The 21,812-nt window shown below is 53.7% G+C and carries 19 protein-coding genes; 9 read left to right on the top strand and 10 right to left on the bottom strand.

Annotated elements, in window-relative coordinates; genetic code table 11:
* Positions 1-57: 57 nt before the first annotated feature.
* The 9 genes from potE to kdpF form a co-directional block, all read right to left on the bottom strand.
* Positions 58-1,377, bottom strand: a complete 1,320-nt coding sequence (potE, locus tag HV311_RS17385) for a putrescine-ornithine antiporter (protein ID WP_016155987.1) — start codon at positions 1,375-1,377, stop codon at positions 58-60.
* Positions 1,374-3,572, bottom strand: a complete 2,199-nt coding sequence (speF, locus tag HV311_RS17380) for an ornithine decarboxylase SpeF (RefSeq protein ID WP_191220238.1) — start codon at positions 3,570-3,572, stop codon at positions 1,374-1,376. Before speF ends, potE begins: the two co-directional genes overlap by 4 nt.
* A 255-nt stretch (positions 3,573-3,827) precedes the next feature.
* Positions 3,828-3,932, bottom strand: a complete 105-nt coding sequence (speFL, locus tag HV311_RS17375) for a leader peptide SpeFL (protein ID WP_114149115.1) — start codon at positions 3,930-3,932, stop codon at positions 3,828-3,830.
* A gap of 278 nt (positions 3,933-4,210) precedes the next feature.
* Positions 4,211-4,888: a two-component system response regulator KdpE gene (kdpE, locus tag HV311_RS17370; RefSeq protein ID WP_016152265.1), complete on the bottom strand. Its 678-nt coding sequence runs from the start codon at positions 4,886-4,888 to the stop codon at positions 4,211-4,213.
* Complete coding sequence (kdpD, locus tag HV311_RS17365) at positions 4,885-7,569, bottom strand: two-component system sensor histidine kinase KdpD (RefSeq protein WP_047359485.1); 2,685 nt, start codon at positions 7,567-7,569, stop codon at positions 4,885-4,887. The genes kdpE and kdpD overlap by 4 nt, the downstream gene beginning before the upstream one ends.
* Positions 7,570-7,579: 10 nt before the next feature.
* On the bottom strand, positions 7,580-8,146 hold the full coding sequence (gene kdpC, locus HV311_RS17360; protein WP_016152267.1) for a potassium-transporting ATPase subunit KdpC: 567 nt from the start codon (positions 8,144-8,146) through the stop codon (positions 7,580-7,582).
* 8 nt (positions 8,147-8,154) lie between these two features.
* Entirely contained in the window at positions 8,155-10,203 is a 2,049-nt protein-coding gene (kdpB, locus tag HV311_RS17355; protein WP_016152268.1) for a potassium-transporting ATPase subunit KdpB, read from the bottom strand.
* 20 nt (positions 10,204-10,223) lie between these two features.
* Positions 10,224-11,903 carry a potassium-transporting ATPase subunit KdpA gene (gene kdpA, locus HV311_RS17350; protein WP_046274707.1) on the bottom strand — a complete coding sequence of 560 codons (1,680 nt, stop codon included), beginning with the start codon at positions 11,901-11,903 and terminating at the stop codon, positions 10,224-10,226.
* Entirely contained in the window at positions 11,903-11,992 is a 90-nt protein-coding gene (gene kdpF, locus HV311_RS17345) for a K(+)-transporting ATPase subunit F (protein WP_001670793.1), read from the bottom strand. Before kdpF ends, kdpA begins: the two co-directional genes overlap by 1 nt.
* Positions 11,993-12,300: 308 nt before the next feature.
* On the opposite strand from kdpF, the gene HV311_RS17340 reads away from it, so the two are divergent.
* From HV311_RS17340 to HV311_RS17330, 3 genes are all read left to right on the top strand, one after another.
* On the top strand, positions 12,301-12,507 hold the full coding sequence (locus HV311_RS17340) for a YbfA family protein (protein WP_003022870.1): 207 nt from the start codon (positions 12,301-12,303) through the stop codon (positions 12,505-12,507).
* Positions 12,508-12,631: 124 nt separating this feature from the next.
* A complete protein-coding gene (gene phrB / locus HV311_RS17335) occupies positions 12,632-14,050 on the top strand; it encodes a deoxyribodipyrimidine photo-lyase (RefSeq protein ID WP_191220237.1) in 1,419 nt (472 codons plus the stop codon).
* Between the two features lie 161 nt (positions 14,051-14,211).
* Complete coding sequence (locus tag HV311_RS17330; RefSeq protein WP_115190820.1) at positions 14,212-15,150, top strand: Rpn family recombination-promoting nuclease/putative transposase; 939 nt, start codon at positions 14,212-14,214, stop codon at positions 15,148-15,150.
* 49 nt (positions 15,151-15,199) lie between these two features.
* On the opposite strand, the gene dtpD is transcribed toward HV311_RS17330, so the two are convergent.
* Complete coding sequence (gene dtpD / locus HV311_RS17325) at positions 15,200-16,681, bottom strand: dipeptide permease DtpD (RefSeq protein ID WP_047497726.1); 1,482 nt, start codon at positions 16,679-16,681, stop codon at positions 15,200-15,202.
* A gap of 289 nt (positions 16,682-16,970) precedes the next feature.
* On the opposite strand from dtpD, the gene ybgI reads away from it, so the two are divergent.
* Genes ybgI through HV311_RS17295 form a run of 6 tightly spaced genes read left to right on the top strand, consistent with a single transcriptional unit; the run spans position 16,971 to position 21,806 of the window.
* Positions 16,971-17,714 (top strand): radiation resistance protein YbgI, encoded by a 744-nt coding sequence (gene ybgI / locus HV311_RS17320; protein WP_016152273.1) that lies wholly within the window; start codon positions 16,971-16,973, stop codon positions 17,712-17,714.
* Between the two features lie 15 nt (positions 17,715-17,729).
* Positions 17,730-18,386, top strand: coding sequence for a 5-oxoprolinase subunit PxpB (gene pxpB / locus HV311_RS17315; RefSeq protein ID WP_046274709.1), 657 nt, complete (start codon positions 17,730-17,732; stop codon positions 18,384-18,386).
* Positions 18,380-19,312, top strand: coding sequence for a 5-oxoprolinase subunit PxpC (pxpC, locus tag HV311_RS17310; protein WP_047359481.1), 933 nt, complete (start codon positions 18,380-18,382; stop codon positions 19,310-19,312). Before pxpB ends, pxpC begins: the two co-directional genes overlap by 7 nt.
* A complete protein-coding gene (pxpA, locus tag HV311_RS17305) occupies positions 19,302-20,036 on the top strand; it encodes a 5-oxoprolinase subunit PxpA (protein WP_191220236.1) in 735 nt (244 codons plus the stop codon). The genes pxpC and pxpA overlap by 11 nt, the downstream gene beginning before the upstream one ends.
* 55 nt (positions 20,037-20,091) lie before the next feature.
* A complete protein-coding gene (locus HV311_RS17300; protein WP_003831395.1) occupies positions 20,092-20,814 on the top strand; it encodes a DUF969 domain-containing protein in 723 nt (240 codons plus the stop codon).
* The gene (locus HV311_RS17295) at positions 20,811-21,806 is read left to right on the top strand and encodes a DUF979 domain-containing protein (RefSeq protein WP_016152277.1); all 996 of its coding nucleotides are present in this window, start codon (positions 20,811-20,813) and stop codon (positions 21,804-21,806) included. The genes HV311_RS17300 and HV311_RS17295 overlap by 4 nt, the downstream gene beginning before the upstream one ends.
* Positions 21,807-21,812: the final 6 nt, after the last annotated feature.

Genomic DNA, 21,812 nt, shown 5'->3' with positions numbered 1-21,812 from the left:
GACGCGTTTTGTAGGCCCGGTAAGCGTTAGCGCTACCGGGCTTTTTTATGCCAGGATTTAACTATGCTTATTTTTCAGTTCAAAACGCGGTGATACCAGGCCATACAGCGTCCAGCCGAGGAAGGTCACGATAGAACCATAAAGCATTGCTTCTTCGCCAGAGGAGTAGAGCGCATAGAAGCTGTACAATGCGCCAACAAACGCCACGAAGTTTGCCGGTTTCGCTTTCGACGACGGAACATTCGCCATTTTTTGAATAATTACCAGCGCGGCCATCGACAGAATATACGGAATGATGTTCGTTACCACCGCCAGGTTGACCAGCACGTTGAACTGACTGTTCAGTGACGGGCTGATAGTCATCAGCGATAAACCACTCTGGATGATCACGATAGCCAGCATCCCCTGTACCGGCGCGTCTACTTTGGTCACGCGAGAGAAGATTTTAGGGAAGTAACCCCCATCAGCCGACGATTTGAATACCTGAGCGATAGTGAACTGCCAGCCCAGCAGTGAACCGCAGCAGGACATCACCATCAGCGCCATGATCACTTTACCGACTTCCGGGGTGAACATTTGTGCGAAGGCTAAACCGAACGGTGCTGTAGAGTTAGCCAGATCCATATTCGGCACAATCCCGGCTATCACGTTGGTGGAGATGATGTAAATCACCGCCGCGCCCAGCGTACCGCCCAATACGGCGATGGGCACGTTGCGTTCCGGATTGTCTACCACTTCAGCGTTGGCGCAGGCCGATTCCAGACCCAGAAAAGCCCACAAGGTCATCGCAATGGAAGAGCCGACAGCCGTGAAGAACGGGACGTGGTGTGGATTCCAGGAGTTAGCGTACAGCGTCGGACTGAACCAGAACCAGCCGATGATACACAGACCGACAACCGGAATAATGACGCCCCAAACGGTGATGCTGCTGATCTGCCCGGTAATGCGCGCCCCGCCAAAGTTAGCCACGGTACAGATCCACAGTACACCAATGGTTGCCAGGCCAATCTGCACCGGTGTCAGTGTGGCGCCAAACAGCTCGGTACCGTAGCCAACGGCGGAGATGGCGATAGCCACGTTGGCGATTAACAGCGAAACGCCATAAGTGTAGTTCGCCATAAAGTTACCGGATTTGCCAAAGGCGTATTCAGCGTAACCCCCCATACCACCGGATTTACGGCTGAACATACCGCATTTTGCGAAGGCCCAGGCCAGCGCCATTGAACCGACAGCAGTCACCAGCCACGAGATGATCGAGATAGTACCGACTTCCGCAAGCTTGGTGGGCAACATGATGATTCCGGATCCCATCATATTAACCATGGTCAGGATGGTGAGCTGGACGACGCCCATTTTGTTGGATTTGGCTTTGCTCATAACATTTCCCCTTTCAACAGAGCGGGTTGCGCGCTTTGTTGCTTAATCACGTAGCACCACACCTGTTTACGACCGTCGTGTTCTTCGATGTAGACACCCTGGAGTTCAGGCGCAAAGCCCGGTAGTAAATTGATTCCTTCTTCCAGTGCGCTGAAGTAACGTAATACTGAACCGCCCCAGATTTCACCCGGAACCACACACAGTACGCCCGGAGGATAAGGCAGCGCGCCTTCTGCCGCGATGCGACCTTCAGCGTCCGGCAGACGCACCAGTTCAACTTCACCACGCAGATATGCATAGTTGGCATCCTGGGGATTCATGCTGACGCGCGGGAAATGTGCCTTACGGAACATCTCTTTCTGTAGCTGCTTCACGTTGTGACGCGCATACAAATCGTGCATCTCCTGGCACAGTTGGCGCAGGGTGTAACCGGCGTAACGGGCTTCGTGCTGCTTGTAGATCGAGGGCAGAACCTCGGCTAGCGGGGCATCGGCTTCCAGCAGTTTTTCGAAACGCACCAGCAGGGCGACAAGCTGCTGCAACTTCGCCATATCTTCTGCGGGAGTCAGCAGGAACAGGATGGAGTTGAGGTCGCATTTTTCGGGCACCACACCATTTTCGCGCAGGAAGTTAGCCAGAATGGTAGCTGGAACACCGAAGGTATCGTATTCGCCGTTACGTGCATTAATACCCGGAGTGGTGAGCAGCAATTTGCATGGATCCACAAAGTACTGGTGTTCGGCATACCCTTCAAAAGCATGCCAGTGTTCACTTGGGACAAAATGGAAGAAACGTAGGTCGCTGGCGATTTCAGCGGTGGGATAAGCCTGCCACGGTTTACCTTCTACTATCTCCGGCACGAACGGGCGGATATGGTGGCAGTTTTCCAGGATCAACTTACGAGTATCAATTCCGTTGACGACGCAGTCCATCCACATGTTGCGCCCGCTGACGCCTTCATGCATTTTGGCGTTGATGTCCAGTGCGGCAAAGAGCGGATAGAACGGGCTGGTGGAGGCGTGCATCATGAACGCGTTATTCATTCGTTTATGAGGCACGTAGCGAGACTGGCCTTTAATATGGCTGTCTTTTTTGTGGATCTGCGAAGTCTGGGAGAAGCCTGCCTGTTGTTTGTGCACTGACTGGGTGACCAGAATGCCGGGGTCATTTTCGTTAAGATCCAGCAACAGCGGAGAGCAATCGGCCATCATCGGAATAAACTGCTCATAGCCAACCCACGCGGAGTCAAACAGGATGTAGTCGCACAGATGACCGATCTTATCCACCACCTGACGGGCGTTATAGATTGTGCCGTCGTAGGTACCTAACTGAATCACGGCCAGACGGAACGGACGCTCATCTTTCGAACGTTGTGGCGCAACTTCACTCACCTGTTCACGTAGATAGCCTTCTTCAAAGCAGTGCGCGTCGATCCCGCCGATAAAGCCGTACGGGTTACGCGCGGTTTCCAGATATACCGGCGTTGCCCCGGCCTGCAATAACGCGCCGTGGTGGTTTGACTTGTGGTTGTTGCGGTCGAATAACACCAGATCGCCTGGGGTGAGCAATGCGTTAAGCACCACTTTGTTCGATGAGGAGGTCCCGTTCAGTACAAAGTAGGTCTTATCCGCGTTGAAAACTTTAGCTGCGTGCTGTTGTGCGATGCAGGGAGCGCCTTCGTGAATCAGCAGATCACCCATTGCGACATCGGCATTACACAAATCGGAGCGGAAAAGTGTTTCGCCGAAATATTCGACAAACTGATTACCCGCAGGATGGCGACGGAAAAACTCGCCCCCCTGATGACCAGGACAATCAAAGGCGCTGTTACCCTGATTGACATAGTCGACAAGCGCACGGAAGAACGGCGGACGTAACTGCGTTTCATAATGGCTGGCGGCGGTTTCTAACTGCCGGCCATAAAAGGCGGTACGGGCTTCATTACATTCGAATACACCTGAGATCCGCGGCAGATGTTCAGATGGAACACGTTCTTCATTTTCGGTGGCGATAAAAACAGGAATCCCATAGCCGGTGGCGTCAATTTCATCGAGTTTTCCACGTTCAATATCATTGATGGATAACACGATAGCAGCAACATCAATAAAATTACTTTCATCGATATTTACACAAGAACGCTGCGTAGAAAAACAATCAGGACAGGAACGGCTTACGGCAATTTTTAATTCTGACATTTTCATCTCTTTATTTTTAGGTAATAGCAGGTCCTCAATTTCTCAAATGAGAAATTGATAACTCCGGAAAAAAAGCAAAGTCATACCGCTGATAAATAAATCAGTAAATTGCTTTTTTGAAGATGCAATAAACCCTAACCGGTCCGGTCACAGGTAATACAGGGTTATGCAGGGAGAGCACTGCGGATACAGGCGTTAGCCTGCGATACAGAGAGTCAGGAAGACCTGTATACTTGAGTGCCCTTAGTCGGAAGACTAACGGGCATTAAAGAAATGAAAGTCGAAACTGTTGCGGTGGGCAAACATCATAATATGCGTTGTTCGCCTTATATGTGGCATTGTACGGCTATTATTTTCCATTTTAGTTACCTTTACTGGATAAGTGGAAGGTGCGGGTATTTTATCCAGGAAATGGCTATGAACTGTGAAGAAGATCAATAAAAAACGATCGTTTATAAAATATTTAGTCGCCATTTATGCATAGTGCGGGACAAGATGCTGTTTTGTTGTTTATATGTTATTTATTTGTATTTTATTATTTTTTTACAATATTCTACTGGCTGCATAATAAGTATTATGCAGTGGAATGAGTAATGAAAAATATATTTATTAATTAATCAGAAAAAATGAATAAGAATTCACGGCATAAACCGATAGCCAATTCCGGTTTCGGTCAGAAAATGACGCGGACGGGCCGGGTCCAGTTCCAGCTTCTGGCGCAGGTGTCCCATATAAATACGTAGATAATGACTGTGTTCGACGGCGTTTGGTCCCCAAACCTGATTTAACAACTGGCGTTGCGTCAGTACCTTCCCGGCATTATTTAGCAGAACCGCTAACAGACGAAACTCAATCGGCGTCAAATGAATTTCCTCGTCACCACGGTGAACGAGGCGCGCGGCAATATCCACTTTGACGTTGGAAAAATGTACCACCGGTTCGGGAGACGCACCGCTGGCGTGGCGACGCAATGCCACGCGCAATCTCGCCTGTAGCTCGCCAATACCAAAGGGTTTACTGAGATAGTCATCGGCACCGGCATCCAGCGCAGCAATTTTATCGCTTTCCTCACTGCGGGCTGAAAGCACAATCACCGGAATCGCGCTCCATTGTCGCAGGTCGCGAATAAAATCAATGCCGTCGCCGTCCGGCAGGCCGAGATCGAGAATGATGAGATCGGGTTTTCGCGTGGCGGCTTCCAACAGACCACGTTGCAGCGTTTCCGCTTCATATACACGCAGGCCATCGGCTTCCAGCGCAGTGCGCAGAAAGCGGCGAATGGCATGTTCATCTTCAACAATCAGTACGTTCGTCACATATCCTCATGAAAATCTTCAAGTTCAGGGGGGATTTCCTGGGGCAGTGTAACACGAAAACAGGCTCCTCCTTGCGCGCGATTGTGGACCGAAATAGTACCGCCGTGCACGTCCACAATAGCCTGACAAATTGCCAGCCCCAGCCCAACGCCGGGCACCGATGACTCTTTATTTCCCCGGGAAAATTTGTCAAAAACGCGCTGTTCCATACCCGACGGAATACCCGGCCCATTATCCCAGACGTCCAGTTGCAGATGTGCGCCATCGACGCTGGCATCAATACCGATTTGCGCCTGTGGCCCCGCGTATTTGACGGCGTTTTCCAGCAGATTAATCAGCACCCGTTCAAAGAGCGGACCATCGACGTGAATCAGTGTTAACGGTTCAGGTAACGACAGATTTATCGGGGCAGAGAGACCGGGCTCCAGCATCTGCAGGGCGCTGCCGACCACCTCTTCCAGCGTTAACCACTCCTTCTTAAGATTAAAGCCGCCAGACTGAATTCGCGCCATATCCAGCAGGTTATTAACCAGTCGGGTAGTATTCAGAACGTGCTGGCGAATCTCACTGGCCTGGCGCGCGTGCGGCGATCCCTCGCTGGCCAGATCCAGTGTTAAGATTTCCGCCTGACCGAACAACACCGTCAACGGCGTGCGCAAATCGTGGGACAGAGCAGCGAGCAGGGCGTTGCGAATGCTTTCGCGCTCGCTGGCAAACCGCGCCTGCTCTTCGCTGGCGGTCAGCGTCAGGCGCTCCAGCGCACTGGCTACCAGTAGAGTGAAGGTTTCCAGCAGGCGTTGCTGTTCGGGGATCATAAGCTGGCGTAAATTTCCCGGTTCGACTACCAGCAGCCCATGCGTTTTATCGGCGCTTTTTAACGGTAAAATCTGATACGGTACGCCTGGTAACGTGTCGGTGCCTGCACCGGCCGGTTGCCCTTTGTCAAAGCTCCATTGGGCAATAGCGTCATCCCACGGCGTCATGCCCTGTTGATGGGTGAGCGGGGCCAGCTTGCCGTTCTCACCGGGCAGTAAAACCTGGCTGCGGGCCTGAAACGTTGAAGCGATAAACTGTTCACTGGTGGCGGCGATATCCGTCTGACTCCGACCGACGGCCAGCGCTTTCGACATCTCATACAAATGACGCGTACGCTGTTCACGATAACGCGCTACCCGCGCCTGATAACGCACCCCGGCGGTCAGATTACCAATAACCAGCCCTACCGTTAGCATTACGGCAAAGGTGAGCAGGTACTGAACGTCTGAAACGGCCAGCGTCCCGCGTGGGGCAATAAAGAAGAGATCGAAGCTGGCGACGTTAATAAAGGTTGCCAGCACTGATGGCCAGCGTCCGTAAAAGAGTGCGATAACCACCACACCCAATAAATAGATCATCACCAGGTTGGCGGCGTCAAAGGCCATTAGCCACTGCATGGCGATTAGCGTAATAATGGCGCACAGCGCAACGGCAACCACACAACCCTGAATTTGTACCCGCCATTTATCCTTAAAGGTGCGACTATCAGCCGTTTGCAGCACAGGGCGTGAAGGGGGCTCATCGAGCGCAACAATCATCAGGTCGAGATCCGGTGCGCGATGAGCGAGTTTGTCGGCAAAGGAATCGCTACGCCACCAGCGACGCGTAGTCGGACGCCCGAGCACAATTTTTCCCAGATTATGCTCACGGGCATAGTGGATGACCGCTTTGTCTTCGGCGGGGTCGGAAAGGGTGGCTGTTTCTGCGCCTAACTCCTGAGCCAGCCGCAGAGCGCTTAAAATTGCGCGGCGTTGTTTTTCGGGCAGTCGGTGCAGCGCTGGCGTTTCGACATACACCGCATGCCAGACGCTGCCGAGACGCGCCGCCAGACGTGCGGCGGCGCGTACCAGTTTTTCGCTGCCGGTATTGTGCCCAATGCACAGTAAAATAGCGTCGCGGGTATGCCAGACTTTCTCCTCTCCCGGACGTCCTCGCCAGGCGCGCATCTGATCGTCTACCCGATCAGCCGTGCGGCGCAGGGCCAGTTCACGTAGCGCGATCAGATTACCTTTGCGAAAGAAATGCTCGATTGCTCTTTCTGCCTGACCGGCGATATAGACCTTGCCTTCGTTCAGGCGCTGGCGCAAATCGTCGGGGGGGAGATCGACCAGCACCACATCGTCGGCGGCATCGAAAAAAGGGTCGGGTACGGTTTCACGAACCTGAATGCCGGTAACGCCGCTGACCACGTCATTGAGACTTTCCAGATGCTGCACGTTAACGGTAGTAAAAACATCAATCCCGGCTTCCAGCAGCTCTTCAATGTCCTGCCAGCGCTTAGGATGCCGTGAGCCTGGCGCATTACTGTGCGCCAGTTCATCCATCAAAATGAGCGCCGGACGGCGGGCCAGCGCCGCGTCGAGATCGAACTCATTGATATGGCGGCCGTGACGCGCCTGTCGCTTTAGCGGCAGGATGCTGAGGCCGTCCAACAGCGCGGCGGTCTCTTTGCGTCCATGGGTTTCCACCACGCCAATCAGCACATCTAACCCTTGCGCCCGCAGTCGCTGGGCCTCTGCCAGCATGGCCCAGGTTTTGCCGACGCCAGCACAGGCACCGAAGAAAATTTTCAGTTTTCCCCGGTGCGGGGCCGTGGTCTGCTCCAGCAGGCGATCGGGGTCGGGGCGTAAGGGTTCGTTATGCATGTCCTTTTTCTCAGTGCTTATCCAGCGCTAAATTAAGTTCCACCAGGTTCACCACCGGCTGACCAATAAAACTGACCAACGGCTTGTGCGTATATTGTGCAACCAACCGCGTAACCTCTTCAACGCTGAGGTTGCGAGCCTGCGCCACGCGGGGAATTTGCCAGGCCACCGCGGCTGGCGTCAGGTTGTTATCCAGCCCGCTGGAAGAAGCCGTTACCAGCTCTACCGGGACGGCAGGACTTGCCTGCGGGTTGGCGGCACGCAGCGCGGCAATCCGGCTTTGCAACTGTTTATCCAGTTCCGGGTTGCTGGCTGCCAGATTACTGCCGCCTGAAGCCATTGGATTATAGGGCATTTCAGCTGTGGCAGACGGACGCCCCTGAAAATAACCGGCAGCGGTAAAATGTTGCCCGATGAGCTCAGAGCCGCGAACAACCTGACCTTCGCTAAGAAGCGAACCGTTAGCCTGGTGGGGAAACCACCACTGCCCCAGCGCGGTCGTCAGCAACGGGTAAGCCCCGCCGGTGATAAGCATCAGGAAAATCAATGTTGATAATGCAGGACGTAATCCACTCATCTGAAACCTCACACCAGACCCAGCAGGGTCAGCAGTAAATCAATCGCTTTGATACCGATAAACGGCACAACCAAACCGCCCAGACCATAGATCCACAAATTGCGGCGCAACATCGCGGATGCGGACAAAGGTTTGTAGCTCACGCCTTTTAGCGCCAGCGGGATCAGAAAGACGATAACCAGCGCGTTAAAGATAACCGCGCTGAGGATCGCCGAGTCTGGCGAATGCAGTCCCATCACGTTCAGCGCATTGAGCTGTGGATACGTGGCGGCGAAGGCGGCCGGGATAATAGCGAAATACTTCGCGACGTCGTTGGCAATACTGAAAGTGGTCAGCGAACCGCGCGTCATCAGCATTTGTTTACCAATGTGCACTACTTCAATCAGTTTGGTGGGGTTGGAGTCGAGATCCACCATGTTACCTGCTTCTTTCGCTGCCTGGGTTCCAGAGTTCATGGCGACCGCAACGTCGGCCTGCGCCAGGGCAGGTGCGTCATTGGTTCCGTCGCCGGTCATTGCCACCAGACGACCTTCCGCTTGATACTGACGAATCAGCGCCAGCTTGGCTTCCGGCGTGGCTTCAGCTAAGAAGTCATCCACTCCGGCCTCAGCGGCGATCGCGGCGGCGGTCAGGCGGTTATCGCCGGTGATCATCACCGTTTTAATCCCCATTTTGCGCAGTTGAGCAAAACGTTCTTTGATCCCGCCTTTCACAATATCTTTCAGCGCAATCACGCCCAGTACGTGGGAGCCTTCGGCAACCACCAGCGGCGTTGCGCCAAGGCGAGCGACGCTTTCGACCTTCTGCTCCACATCGGCGGGAAAGTGGCCGCCGTTGGCTTCAACGTGCCGACGAATGGCATCGACCGACCCTTTGCGGATCATTCGGTTGTCGATGTTGATGCCGCTCATCCGGCTTTGGGCGGTAAACGGCACAAAGGTAGCGTGCAGAGATTGCACGTCGCGAATACGCAGATTAAAGCGCTGTTTTGCCAGGATCACGATGCTGCGGCCTTCCGGCGTTTCATCGGCCAGCGATGAAAGCTGTGCGGCGTCGGCCAGCGTTTTTTCGTCCACGCCGTGGGCGGGCAAAAAATCCGAAGCCTGACGGTTACCCAGCGTAATGGTGCCGGTTTTATCCAGCAGCAGTACGTCTACGTCACCTGCCGCCTCTACTGCACGTCCGCTGGTAGCGATGACATTCGCGCCCAGCATGCGGCTCATCCCGGCGACGCCAATCGCTGAGAGCAGTCCGCCTATCGTTGTAGGGATCAAGCACACAAGCAAGGCAACCAGCACCGTGATGCTGACCGCACTACCACCCCAGGCGGAAAACGGCCATAGCGTGGCGGTCGCCAGCAAAAAGATAATGGTCAAGGCAATCAGCAGGATCGTCAGGGCGATTTCATTGGGCGTTTTACGCCGCTGCGCGCCTTCAACCATGGCGATCATCCGGTCGAGGAACGTTTCACCGGGGTTTACGCTGCATTCGATAACCAGCCAGTCGGAGAGGATGCGGGTCCCGCCGGTGACGGAGGCGAAATCGCCACCGGATTCACGAATCACAGGCGCGGATTCACCGGTAATGGCACTTTCATCTACTGATGCGCCACCTTCAATGACCTCGCCGTCACACGGGATAATATCGCCAGCTTCCACCAGCACGATATCCCCTTTCCGTAAATCATCGGCAGGAACGTGATCCATTGCCGCGCCGTATTTGGGTTCGCGAAGTTTGCGGGCGAAGGCGGTTTTTTTGACTCCCTTTAGGCTATTAGCCTGAGCTTTGCTGCGACCTTCTGCCAGCGCCTCAGCGAAGTTGGCGAACAGAACGGTAATCCACAGCCACAGACTTATCGCGCCGGTAAACCACGGGCTGCCCTGCATATGACCTGTTGCCATCGCCACCGTTAACAGGGTTGTTAACAAACTGCCCAGCCAGACGATAAACATCACCGGGTTACGCCACTGGGTATGTGGGCTTAATTTTTTCACGGCGTCCATCAGCGCCTGTGCGACCAGAGAGGGTTCGAACAGCGCCAGTTGCTTGCGACTCATAGTAATGTGCTCCGCATCACTCAGTGTAATGACAGGTATTCTGCGACCGGGCCAAGCGCCAGGGCAGGAACAAAGGTGAGAGCGCCAACCAGTAACACCGTACCGATTAACAACCCGACAAACAGTGCGCCGTGGGTAGGTAGCGTGCCTGGGCTTGCTGGCTGGATCTTTTTACTGACCAGCGACCCGGCAATAGCCATCACGGGGATGATCACGCCGAAGCGACCGAAGAACATGCACAGGGCCAACAGGCAGTTCCAGAACGGGCTATTGGCGCTTAATCCGGCAAAGGCGCTACCGTTGTTGTTCGAGGCAGACGATACGGCATACAGGACTTCACTAAAGCCGTGAGGACCTGGATTAAGCATGGCGCTGCGCCCGGCATCGCTCATCATGGCGATCGCTGTACCGAGCAGGACCAGCGTAGGGGTGACCAGAATCGCCAGCGCGGTCATTTTCATTTCGCGCACGTCGATTTTCTTACCCAGATACTCCGGCGTACGGCCAATCATTAACCCGGCGATAAATACCGCCAGCAGCACGAACAGCAGCATGCCGTACAGACCTGAACCCACACCGCCGAAGACCACTTCACCAATCTGCATCAGCCACATAGGTACCATGCCGCCCAGTGCGGTAAAGGAGTCATGCATCGCATCGACAGCCCCGCAGGATGCTGCTGTGGTGACGACGGAAAAGAGACTCGTGGCCAGCACACCAAAGCGGCTCTCCTTGCCCTCCATGTTGATATTGCTGTCGGCACCGAATGCCATCAGGTGCGGGTTGCCCTGAACTTCGGCCCACATCACGACGGCAACGCAGACCGCAAAAATCAGTGACATGGCCCACAGTAAGGTCCGCCCCTGACGACGATCGCCCACTACATCACCAAAGGCAAAACACAGCGCGGTGGGAATTAAGAAAATAGCCAGCATCTGTACCAGATTGGTCAGTGCGGTTGGGTTTTCAAACGGATGCGATGAGTTAGCGTTAAAGAATCCCCCTCCGTTAGTGCCGAGCATCTTAATCGCTTCCTGTGAGGCGACTGGCCCCATTGGCAGCAGCTGTTTCACCCCTTCAAGGGTGGTGATGGGCTGATAAGGCAATATGTTTTGCAACGTACCTTGCTGAATGAAGAACAGGGCAATGAGCAACGCAATAGGGACGAGGATCCACAGCGTAATGCGAACCAGATCGACCCAGGCGTTGCCCAGCGTGTTCATACTCTGGCGTGTGAAAGCGCGGGTCAGGGCAAAAATCACCGCAATTCCGGTCGCCGCAGACAGGAAATTCTGCACGGTCAACCCGGCCATCTGGCTGAAATAGCTTAAGGTGGTTTCGCCAGCATAGGATTGCCAGTTGGTATTAGTGACAAAACTCACCGCCGTGTTGAGCGCCAGATCCCACGAAAGCCCTGGCAGTTGCTGGGGATTTAGCGGCAGCAGGTTTTGCGCCATTAGCATCGAAAACAGGACCAGCAGGCCCAGCGCATTGAGAGCGAGGATAGCCAGCAGATACTGCCGCCAGTTCATCTCTTGCTGCGAGATGCCCAGACCGCGCCAGAGTAAATGCTCCGCGCCAACCAGGCCCGGCAGGGGCGTATTGTTGATCAGTCGAGCCAGCCCAAATCCCAACGGTCTGGCGATGACAAATAGCACCAGCAAGAAACTGGCAATGAGTAAAAATCCTTGGGCTGCCATCAGAACGCCTCCGCATTGATCAGGGCATAGACCAGGTAACCTAATAATAAAAAGACCAGCACAATGCCGGTTATCACGCCTGCACTCACAGTGCACCTCCAGTGGCATAAATGTGATAACCAGAGCGTAGGTTTTTGCTTGCAAAGATTTCGCAAAAATCAGCGGGTGGGGTGTAAAAAAAGTATAAAAATGGCAAAAACCATTATTTAACTAATGGTTAGTATTAATTTAACTTTTATGTAACTTAATTACGGTTTTAAGCTAAACGGAGCATCAATAGATAAAAATAAGTGGTCGGATGAGTAGCAAAATTACACACAAGGCGGTATTATTTTCATCAGTTAACCAAGTTTATTTTTCCGGTGCTATTCACCGAACTGATATATGGGAGAGGATTATGGACTTTTATAAAGAATATCCAGCACACATTGTTTTCTTGCGCCGTACCTTTGCCGTAGTGGCGGGCGTGCTGGCGCTACCGGTCATGCTGTTCTGGAAAGACCGCGCTCGTTTTTACAGCTACCTGCACCGCGTCTGGTCTAAAACCAGTGATAAACCGGTGTGGATGGAGCAGGCTGAAAAAGCCACCTGCGATTTCTACTAAGTTATCGTTCTTGCTCAAGAAAACCGCTCACAGTAATGTGGCGGTTTTTTTTATGCGCCGACGTCTACACTTGTCGGTGTAATAGATAACGAGTGGCAATGATTAATTTATATCCGGGAGTATTATGACCACCCATCTGGTCTGGTTTCGACGTGATTTACGTCTGCATGACAACCTCGCGCTGGCGGCGGCTTGTCGGGATCGTACTGCGCAGGTCATCGCGCTATATATCTCTACTCCTGAGCAGTGGAAGGCGCATGAAATGGCCCCACGTCAGGCGGCATTTGTGAGTGCGCAGTTGAATGCGTTGCAGACGGCGCTGGCGGAAAAAGGCATCCCGCTTCTGTTTGATGAAGTTGCAGATTTTGCGACCAGCGTGGAAACCGTCAAAAACGTCTGCGCACAGCATAGCGTCAGCCGATTGTTTTATAACTATCAATACGAAATAAACGAACGTCAGCGTGATGTCGCCGTTGAGAAGGTACTACCCCATGTGGTGTGTGAAGGGTTTGACGACAGCGTGATCTTGCCTCCGGGGGCGGTCATGACCGGCAATCACGAAATGTATAAAGTCTTTACACCGTTTAAAAATGCCTGGCTGAAGCGGATTAAAGAGGGTATTCCAGAATGCGTTAGCGCGCCGAAGGTGAGAGAAAGCGGCGCTCTTGACGCTCCGTTAACATCAATAACGCTGAGCTATCCGCAGCAAGATTTTGATGCGCAGCGGTTTGTGGCAGAAGAAAAACTGGCTATCGCGCAATTACGCCAGTTTTGCCAGCAGGCCGCGAGAGAATATGAGCAACAGCGTGATTTCCCCGCGGTTGACGGTACCAGTCGATTATCCGCGAGCCTGGCGACAGGGGGATTGTCGCCGCGCCAGTGCCTGAATCGACTGCTCGCGGAGCAGCCGCTGGCGCTTGAAGGAGGGGAAGGCAGCGTCTGGCTGAACGAACTTATCTGGCGTGAATTTTATCGTCATCTGATGACTTACCATCCGGCGCTGTGTCGGCATCAACCGTTTATCCGTTGGACCGATCGCGTGCAATGGCAGAATAATCCGGCACATTTGCAAGCCTGGCAAACAGGGAACACGGGATACCCGATTGTGGATGCGGCGATGCGTCAGCTCAACGCCACTGGCTGGATGCATAATCGATTACGCATGATTACGGCCAGTTTTTTAGTGAAAGATCTGCTGATCGACTGGCGTAAAGGCGAGCAATATTTTATGTCGCAACTGATCGATGGCGATCTGGCGGCCAATAACGGCGGCTGGCAGTGGGCGGCCTCAACCGGGACCGACGCTGCACCGTATTTCCGTATCTTTAACCCCACGACTCAGGGCGAAAAATTTGATCGCGACGGCGAGTTTATCCGCCAGTGGCTGCCGGAACTGCGCGATGTGCCGGGTAAAGCCATTCATGATCCGTGGACGTGGGCTGAAAAAGCGCAGGTTACGCTTAACTATCCTCGTCCGATTGTCGATCATAAACAGGCAAGACTGGCGACGCTGGCGGCCTATGAGGCGGCGCGCAAGGGATAAGTATGTGACGGATTTCTGCGTAATGCCTTCCAGCAGAATGAACATGTTGCAGTCGGGAGCTATTAGCGCTGAAACGTGCTCTCAGTACCGTGAATACCCTGCTGTATAAGTTTTCCCTCAGCAGTAAATTTCCGTCATCTTCATTCAGATGACGGAAATTAATGACAACGCCAACGACATCCACACCGCACGATGCGGTGTTTAAAACGTTTTTACATCATCCCGAAACTGCGCGGGATTTTCTCGACATTCACCTGCCAGCTGAACTGCGGACACTTTGCGATTTGAATTCGCTGAAGCTGGAGTCAGAAAGCTTTATTGAAGCGGATTTACGTTCGCGCTACTCCGACGTGCTCTGGTCTTTGCACACTCGCGACGGCGACGGTTATGTCTATGTGGTTTTAGAGCATCAAAGTTCAGCCGAGCCGCATATGGCTTTTCGTCTGTTGCGTTATGCGATGGCGGCGATGCAGCGCCATCTGGACGCAGGGCATAAGGAACTGCCGCTGGTGATACCGATGCTGTTTTATCATGGCTGCCGAAGCCCTTATCCGTACTCGTTGTGCTGGCTGGATGCCTTTGCCGACTCCGTGGTGGCAAGACAACTTTATTCCAGCGCATTTCCGTTGGTGGACATAACGGTGGTACCCGATGATGAGATCATGGCTCACAGGCGAATGGCGCTGCTGGAATTAATGCAAAAACATATCCGTCGGCGGGATTTGATGGGGCTGGTAGAGCAACTGACCACGCTGCTACTTACTGGATGCGCTAATGACACGCAATTACAAGCGATGTTTAATTACATTCTACAATCTGGCGATGAATCTCGCTTTAATGAGTTTATGCAAGAGATGACACAACGGATCCCCCAACACAAGGAGAGGCTGATGACTATTGCAGAGCGGTTACGGTTAGATGGATTACAGGAAGGACTACAACAAGGACTACAACAAGGACTACAACAAGGACTACAACAAGGAAAACAAGAAGCGGCATTACGTATAGCGCAAACCATGTTGGAACAGGGAATAGAACGCGAAATGGTAAAACTGGTGACCGGTGTTTCAGAAGCGGATTTGGCTGTAAACCATGCATAATCTCCAGAAAAACAGGCCCGAATCTTATCCCATCATCGGGCCTGTAAACTCAGGACTCTACCGCCAGCGGACGATTTCTGAACTTCAGCGACTGGTACAGCCAAATCAGCAGTACCAGCACCACACAGGCCAGCGCGCCCCAGGTTATTTCGCTAAAGACATCAATATATGCATTGATGGAATAATTGATAGCGCCCGCTGAGTCAAACGAACCTTGTGAGGTCTGATCGGCGATAACGCCGGCCAGGTAGTTGGCGATGGCTCCGGAAAGCAGCATGTAAATACCCGTTAACACGCCGGTCACTCCTGGGATCTCGATACGTGTAATCTGAGACATAGCCACCGGATCGATAAACAGCTCGGCAAAGCCCATGACCGCCAGCCCCAATACCATCAGCGGCATGGAAGAGTGACCGTAAGTCGCGGACCAGCGGGCGCTCAAGGTCAGAATACAGAATCCGGCGCTCATTAAACCGAGGCCAAGGGCAAATTTACCCCAGATACGGACGGTACGATTACCGCTAACGCTTTCTTTGACCACCCAGGCCAGCACGATACCGCACAGCATAACGGCAAAGGCGTTAACCGACTGGAACATCGCAGTAGGGACGGAATATCCCAGAATATCGCGGTTAACGAAGCGGTCGATATACAGGCTAATCGAACTGCCGCCCTGTTGAGCAAAGGCCCAGAACAACAGACTGAAGAAGGTCAGCGTAACGATAAGCCCCAGTTCTTTACGCTGTTTCTGGGTCTGCGCCTGGCGGTAAATCTTCGCCAGAACCGCCAGACCAATAACAGTAGCAACGATCAGTGCGTAAACGGACCACTCTTTCCAGAACAGAACGGTAATCAGCAGCGGTGCTGCAACCAGCAGAACTAACAACCAGGCCCAGTTTGGCAGCATATATTTTTTCGCACACAGAACGGCCTTGTTGACGCCGGTGGTATGGGCGAAATGGCGATTACCGCATACGAAAATCACCAGCCCCGCCAGCATGCCAATCGCCGCCAGCGCAAAGCCCATTGCCCAGCTGTACTCTTCCTGCACGTAGCCGCAGGCAATAGGCGCGATGATTGAACCAATATTACCGGCAGCGTAGAGCAGAGAGAATCCACCGTCACGGCGAGGGTCTTCAGGCTGATACAACTCGCCTAACAGGCAACTGATGTTGGATTTAAACAGACCGTAGCCACAGACAATAATCGCCAGCGACAAATAAAGGAACGCCGGGGCCATTTCGCTGGCGCCCAATACCAGATGCCCCACTGCCATTAAAAATGCGCCGATCATCACCGCCATTCGATTGCCGAGCACTTTATCGGCCAGGTATCCCCCAAGAATGGGCGTGACGTAGACCAGCGAGCAGTAGGCGCTGAACAGTTCATATGCGTGATTATCGTCGTACTTAAGCTGGTTAGTGAGATACAGGATCAGCAATGCACGCATGCCGTAAAAACTGAAGTATTCCCAAATTTGTAGCGCAACGACGTAATAAATCGCCCGTGGTTGAGATGCTTGTTTATTCATTCTTTTCTCGAAGTAAATGCCTCGCGACAGGCTGAACGTGCTGCGCGAGTGTGTTTCCTTAAAGTTTTAACTTTGATACAGATCTGATTATTTTTGCAATATGCTGTCTGATTGCATAAATATACATGAATTAGATCGCGTGGGGGTAAGCAAATTGCGTTCAAATCGGGTGTGATTGTTTCTTGATGTGTCAGTGAAATGTCTATCGACGAACGCAAGCGGGAACGCTATTTTAACCTAAGCTGTGTTGCTGATTGGGCAGGCAGAATTTATGACTACGAGGACGATGATGAAAAACACCGAACTGGAACAACTGATCAACGACAAACTGAACAGCGCCGCCATTAGCGACTATGCGCCGAATGGTTTGCAGGTTGAGGGCAAAGAGACGGTGCATAAAATCGTGACCGGCGTGACCGCAAGTCAGGCGTTGCTGGATGAGGCGGTACGTCTGCAGGCGGATGCGGTCATCGTTCATCACGGTTATTTCTGGAAAGGCGAATCTCCGGTTATACGCGGTATGAAGCGCCATCGTCTGAAGACGCTGTTGGAAAATGATATCAACCTGTATGGCTGGCACCTGCCGCTGGATGCTCACCCGGAACTGGGTAATAACGCGCAGCTGGCAGCGCTGTTGGGGATCACCGTCATGGGTGAAATCGAGCCGCTGGTGCCATGGGGAGAACTCTCCATGCCGGTTCCGGGGCTGGAGCTGGCATCGTGGATTGAAGCGCGTTTAGGCCGTAAACCGTTATGGTGCGGTGATACCGGGCCGGAAAAAGTTCAGCGCGTCGCCTGGTGTACAGGGGGCGGTCAGAGTTTCATTGATAGCGCAGCCCGGTTTGGTGTCGATGCCTTTATCACCGGTGAAGTCTCAGAGCAAACCATTCACTCAGCCCGCGAGCAGGGGTTGCATTTTTATGCTGCTGGTCACCATGCGACCGAACGCGGCGGCATTCGCGCATTGAGCGAATGGCTGAATGAAAATACCGATCTGGACGTAACCTTTATCGATATTCCTAATCCAGCGTAATAAAGAGGGACGAAAGTGCAGCGAGCGCGTTGTTATCTGTTAGGTGAAAGTGCGGTGGTTCTTGAGCTGGAACCTCCCATTACGCTGGCGACTCAGAAACGCATCTGGCGTCTGGCCCAGCGTCTGGTTGATGCCCCGAATGTGCTGGAAGCTATTCCGGGAATGAACAATATCACGGTTACCCTGCGCGACCCGAAAACGCTGGCGCTGGATGCGATTGAACGCCTGCAGCGCTGGTGGGAAGAGAGTGAGGCGCTGGAGCCGGACTCGCGCTTTATTGAAATTCCCGTGACCTATGGCGGTGAGTTCGGCCCCGATCTGGCAGAGGTCGCCCGGCACAGTGGATTAAGTGACAAGCAGGTCGTCGAACTTCATGCGTCGGTTGATTATGTGGTGTGGTTTATCGGTTTTCAGCCGGGATTTCCCTATCTCGGGAGCTTACCTGAACCGCTCCATACTCCGAGGCGTGCGGAACCGCGTCTGCTTGTTCCGGCAGGTTCTGTGGGTATTGGCGGATCCCAAACGGGGGTCTATCCGCTTTCCACGCCAGGCGGATGGCAATTGATTGGCCGTACCTCCGTTGCGTTATTTGATCCAAAACGGCAGGAGCCGATTCTGTTAAGGGCTGGCGATACCGTGCGTTTTGTCCCGCAGAAGGAGGGGATATGTTAAACATCATTCGCGCTGGCATGTACACCTCAGTACAGGACGGGGGACGCCATAGTTTTCGTCAATCCGGAATCAGTCACTGTGGCGCGCTGGATAAACCGGCGCTGAACGTTGCTAACCTGCTGGTAGGTAATGATGCGAATGCCGCTGCGCTGGAAATCACACTGGGGCAACTGGTGGTGGAATTTGAAACCGATGGCTGGTTTGCCCTGACCGGTGCGGGATGTGAAGCGCACCTGGATCGTACTCCCGTATGGAGCGGATGGCGGCTACCGGTGAAAGCCGGGCAACGTCTGACGCTAAAACGTCCACATCACGGCATGCGCAGCTATCTGGCGGTAGCGGGCGGTTTTGATGTACCCGAAGTAATGGGCTCGCGCAGTACCGATCTCAAAGTCGGAATTGGCGGGCTGGAAGGGCGTCTGCTGCGTGATGGCGATCGGCTGGCAATTGGCGCATCGACCCGGCAATTCAGCGGGCCGCAGGGCGTAAAACAGCTGATGTGGGGCAACCACATTCGTGCGCTCCCCGGGCCTGAATACCAGGAGTTTGACGAAGTATCGCAGGCTTCTTTCTGGCGCTCCCCGTGGCAACTGAGTCCGCAAAGCAACCGTATGGGGTATCGCTTGCAGGGGCAGTCGCTGACGCGCACGACCGATCGCGAGTTATTGTCGCATGGTTTGCTCCCTGGCGTAGTGCAGGTTCCGCATAATGGTCAGCCCATCGTGCTGATGAACGATGCTCAGACGACGGGCGGCTATCCGCGTATCGCCTGTATCATCGAAGCAGATATGTATCATCTGGCGCAGATCCCGCTCGGCCAGCCGATCCATTTTGTGCAGTGTTCGCTGGAGGAAGCGCTTAAGGCGCGCCACGATCGGCAGCGTTATCTGGAACAGTTAACATGGCGACTTAACAATGAAAATTGATCTCAACGCAGACCTCGGTGAGGGATGCCCTAACGATGCAGCGCTGCTGCAACTGGTGTCATCAGCCAACATCGCCTGTGGGTTTCACGCCGGTGATGCGCAGACGATGCTTTTAAGCGTGCGCGAAGCGCTAAAAAATGGCGTAGCGATAGGCGCGCATCCGAGTTTTCCGGATCGGGAAAATTTTGGCCGTAGCGCCATGACCCTGCCTGTGGAAACGGTGTATGCGCAGACGCTGTATCAAATTGGTGCGCTGGCTGCCATCACGCGTGCGCAGGGCGGCGTAATGCGTCATGTTAAACCGCACGGTATGCTTTATAACCAGGCGGCGAAAGATCCTCAGTTGGCGGATGCTATTGCTAAAGCGGTGTATGCCTGCGATTCGTCGCTGGTTCTGGTAGGGCTGGCGGGAAGCGAACTGATTCGTGCCGGAGAACGCTATGGTCTGGTAACACGTCAGGAGGTTTTTGCCGATCGGGGTTATCAGGCGGATGGCAGTCTGGTGCCGCGCAGCCAGCCGGGCGCATTGATTGAGGATGAAGAGCAGGCGCTGGCGCAAACGCTAGAAATGGTGCAATCCGGGAGAGTAAAAAGCCAGAGTGGAACGTGGGCGAGCGTGACAGCCCAGACGGTATGCATTCACGGGGATGGTGAGCACGCACTCGCTTTTGCCCGTCGCTTGCGAGCCGCATTCAAAGCATGCAATATTCAAATTAGCGCATAAATTTATTCATATAAAACAATAATATATTACACAACAACATATACAGGACTGAATTATGGGAGAGGTAATTTCTCTCTGGCCATTGACGGGGATCGCCGTCATCGTGGTCGGATTTCTTTTACGTTTTAACCCGGTCTTGGTGGTCATTATTGCCGGGATCGTCACGGGGCTGGCGGCGCATATGCCGATCGCCACTATCCTTGAGAAGCTGGGTGAAGGTTTTCTTAACACCCGCAACCTGCCATTTATCCTGCTGATCCCGCTGGCGGTGATTGGCCTGCTGGAACGCCACGGACTCAAAGAGCGTGCTCAGGCGTGGATTGCAAAAATCCGCAGCGCCACCAGTGGCCGTCTGCTTATTGTCTATCTGTTCATTCGCGAAGCGACCGCTGCGTTAGGGTTGACCAGTCTGGGGGGACATCCGCAGATGGTGCGCCCGCTGCTGGCGCCGATGGCGGAAGGGGCCGCAGAGAAAAATCACGGCGAGATACCTGGGGCGGTACGCTATCGTCTGCGCGCCATGTCAGCTGCGACCGATAACGTCGGACTGTTCTTCGGTGAAGATATCTTTGTTGCCTTCGGCGCCATCATTTTTATGCACAACTTTATGCTGGAGTCTGGTGGGATCCAGACCGAACCGCTGCATATTGCCTTGTGGGGGATCCCAACGGCAATTTGTGCATTCCTGATCCACGGTACGCGTCTGTGGCGTCTGGATAGCTATTTGCAACGTGAGGTGGCGAAAGCGAATGCCGCAGCGAAAGGGGAAGCGAAATGAATTTTCAACAAAGCTATCTCTACTGGCTGGCGGGAGCGGTATTACTGATTGTGGCGCTGATGTCCTGGCAGGACAAAGCGAACCCGCGTCGCTTTACCACCGGCCTGTTTTGGGGCATATACGGCGTACTGTTTCTGCTTGGCGACTGGACATACTCGCTGTTTGGCGACAAACGCACGGTGCATATTGCCGTTGGCGTTGCGGTGGTCGTGCTGGCCCTGATCGCCGGTTTTGGCGGCGTGAAGCTGGGAAGCTACCATCAACGAACGCAGCAACAGCGCGAAGAAAGCGCCAGTCGTCTGGGTAATCGCCTGTTTTTCCCGGCGCTGGCAATTCCGGTGGTAACGGTTATTGGCGTGCTGATGTTCAACCATATTCCGGGCTTACAGGATGCGCTGTTTGGGCCGGGTAATCACGCCACGCTGGTGACGCTCTTTTCCATGACCGCAGGCTCGTTGATTGGTCTGGCGATGGCGATAAAAATGACCCATGAGCGGGTTCATCAACCGATTCAGGAGGCGCGCCGTCTGCTGGACTCCATCGGCTGGGCGTTTATCCTGCCGCAGATTTTGGCCACGCTCGGGCTGTTGTTTACGGCAGCGGGCGTAGGCAGCGGTATTTCCTGGCTAACGCAAGAATACCTGGCGGTGGATAGCCGCTTTATCGCAGTGGCGGTGTACACCCTCGGCATGGCATTGCTGACGATGGTCATGGGCAATGCGTTTGCCGCTTTCCCGATCGTGACCGCTGGAATTGGTATTCCGATCCTCGTGCTGCAGCACGGCGGCAATCCGGCAGTAATGGCGGCAATTGGTATGTTCTCTGGCTATTGCGGGACGTTAATGACGCCGATGGCGGCAAACTTTAACATTGTTCCTGCAGCGCTGCTGGAGCTGCCGGATAAAAACGCGGTGATTAAAGCGCAGGTGCCAACCGGCATACTGCTGTTGCTGGTCAACGTGTTCCTGATGTATTTCCTGATGTTCTTGTAAGGTGAC

It is taken from the genome of Citrobacter sp. RHBSTW-00881 (assembly GCF_013728515.1).
Lineage (GTDB): Bacteria > Pseudomonadota > Gammaproteobacteria > Enterobacterales > Enterobacteriaceae > Citrobacter > Citrobacter braakii.
The sequence above is the reverse complement of the archived record's forward strand: the minus strand, read 5'-3'. Positions and strand labels throughout refer to the sequence as shown.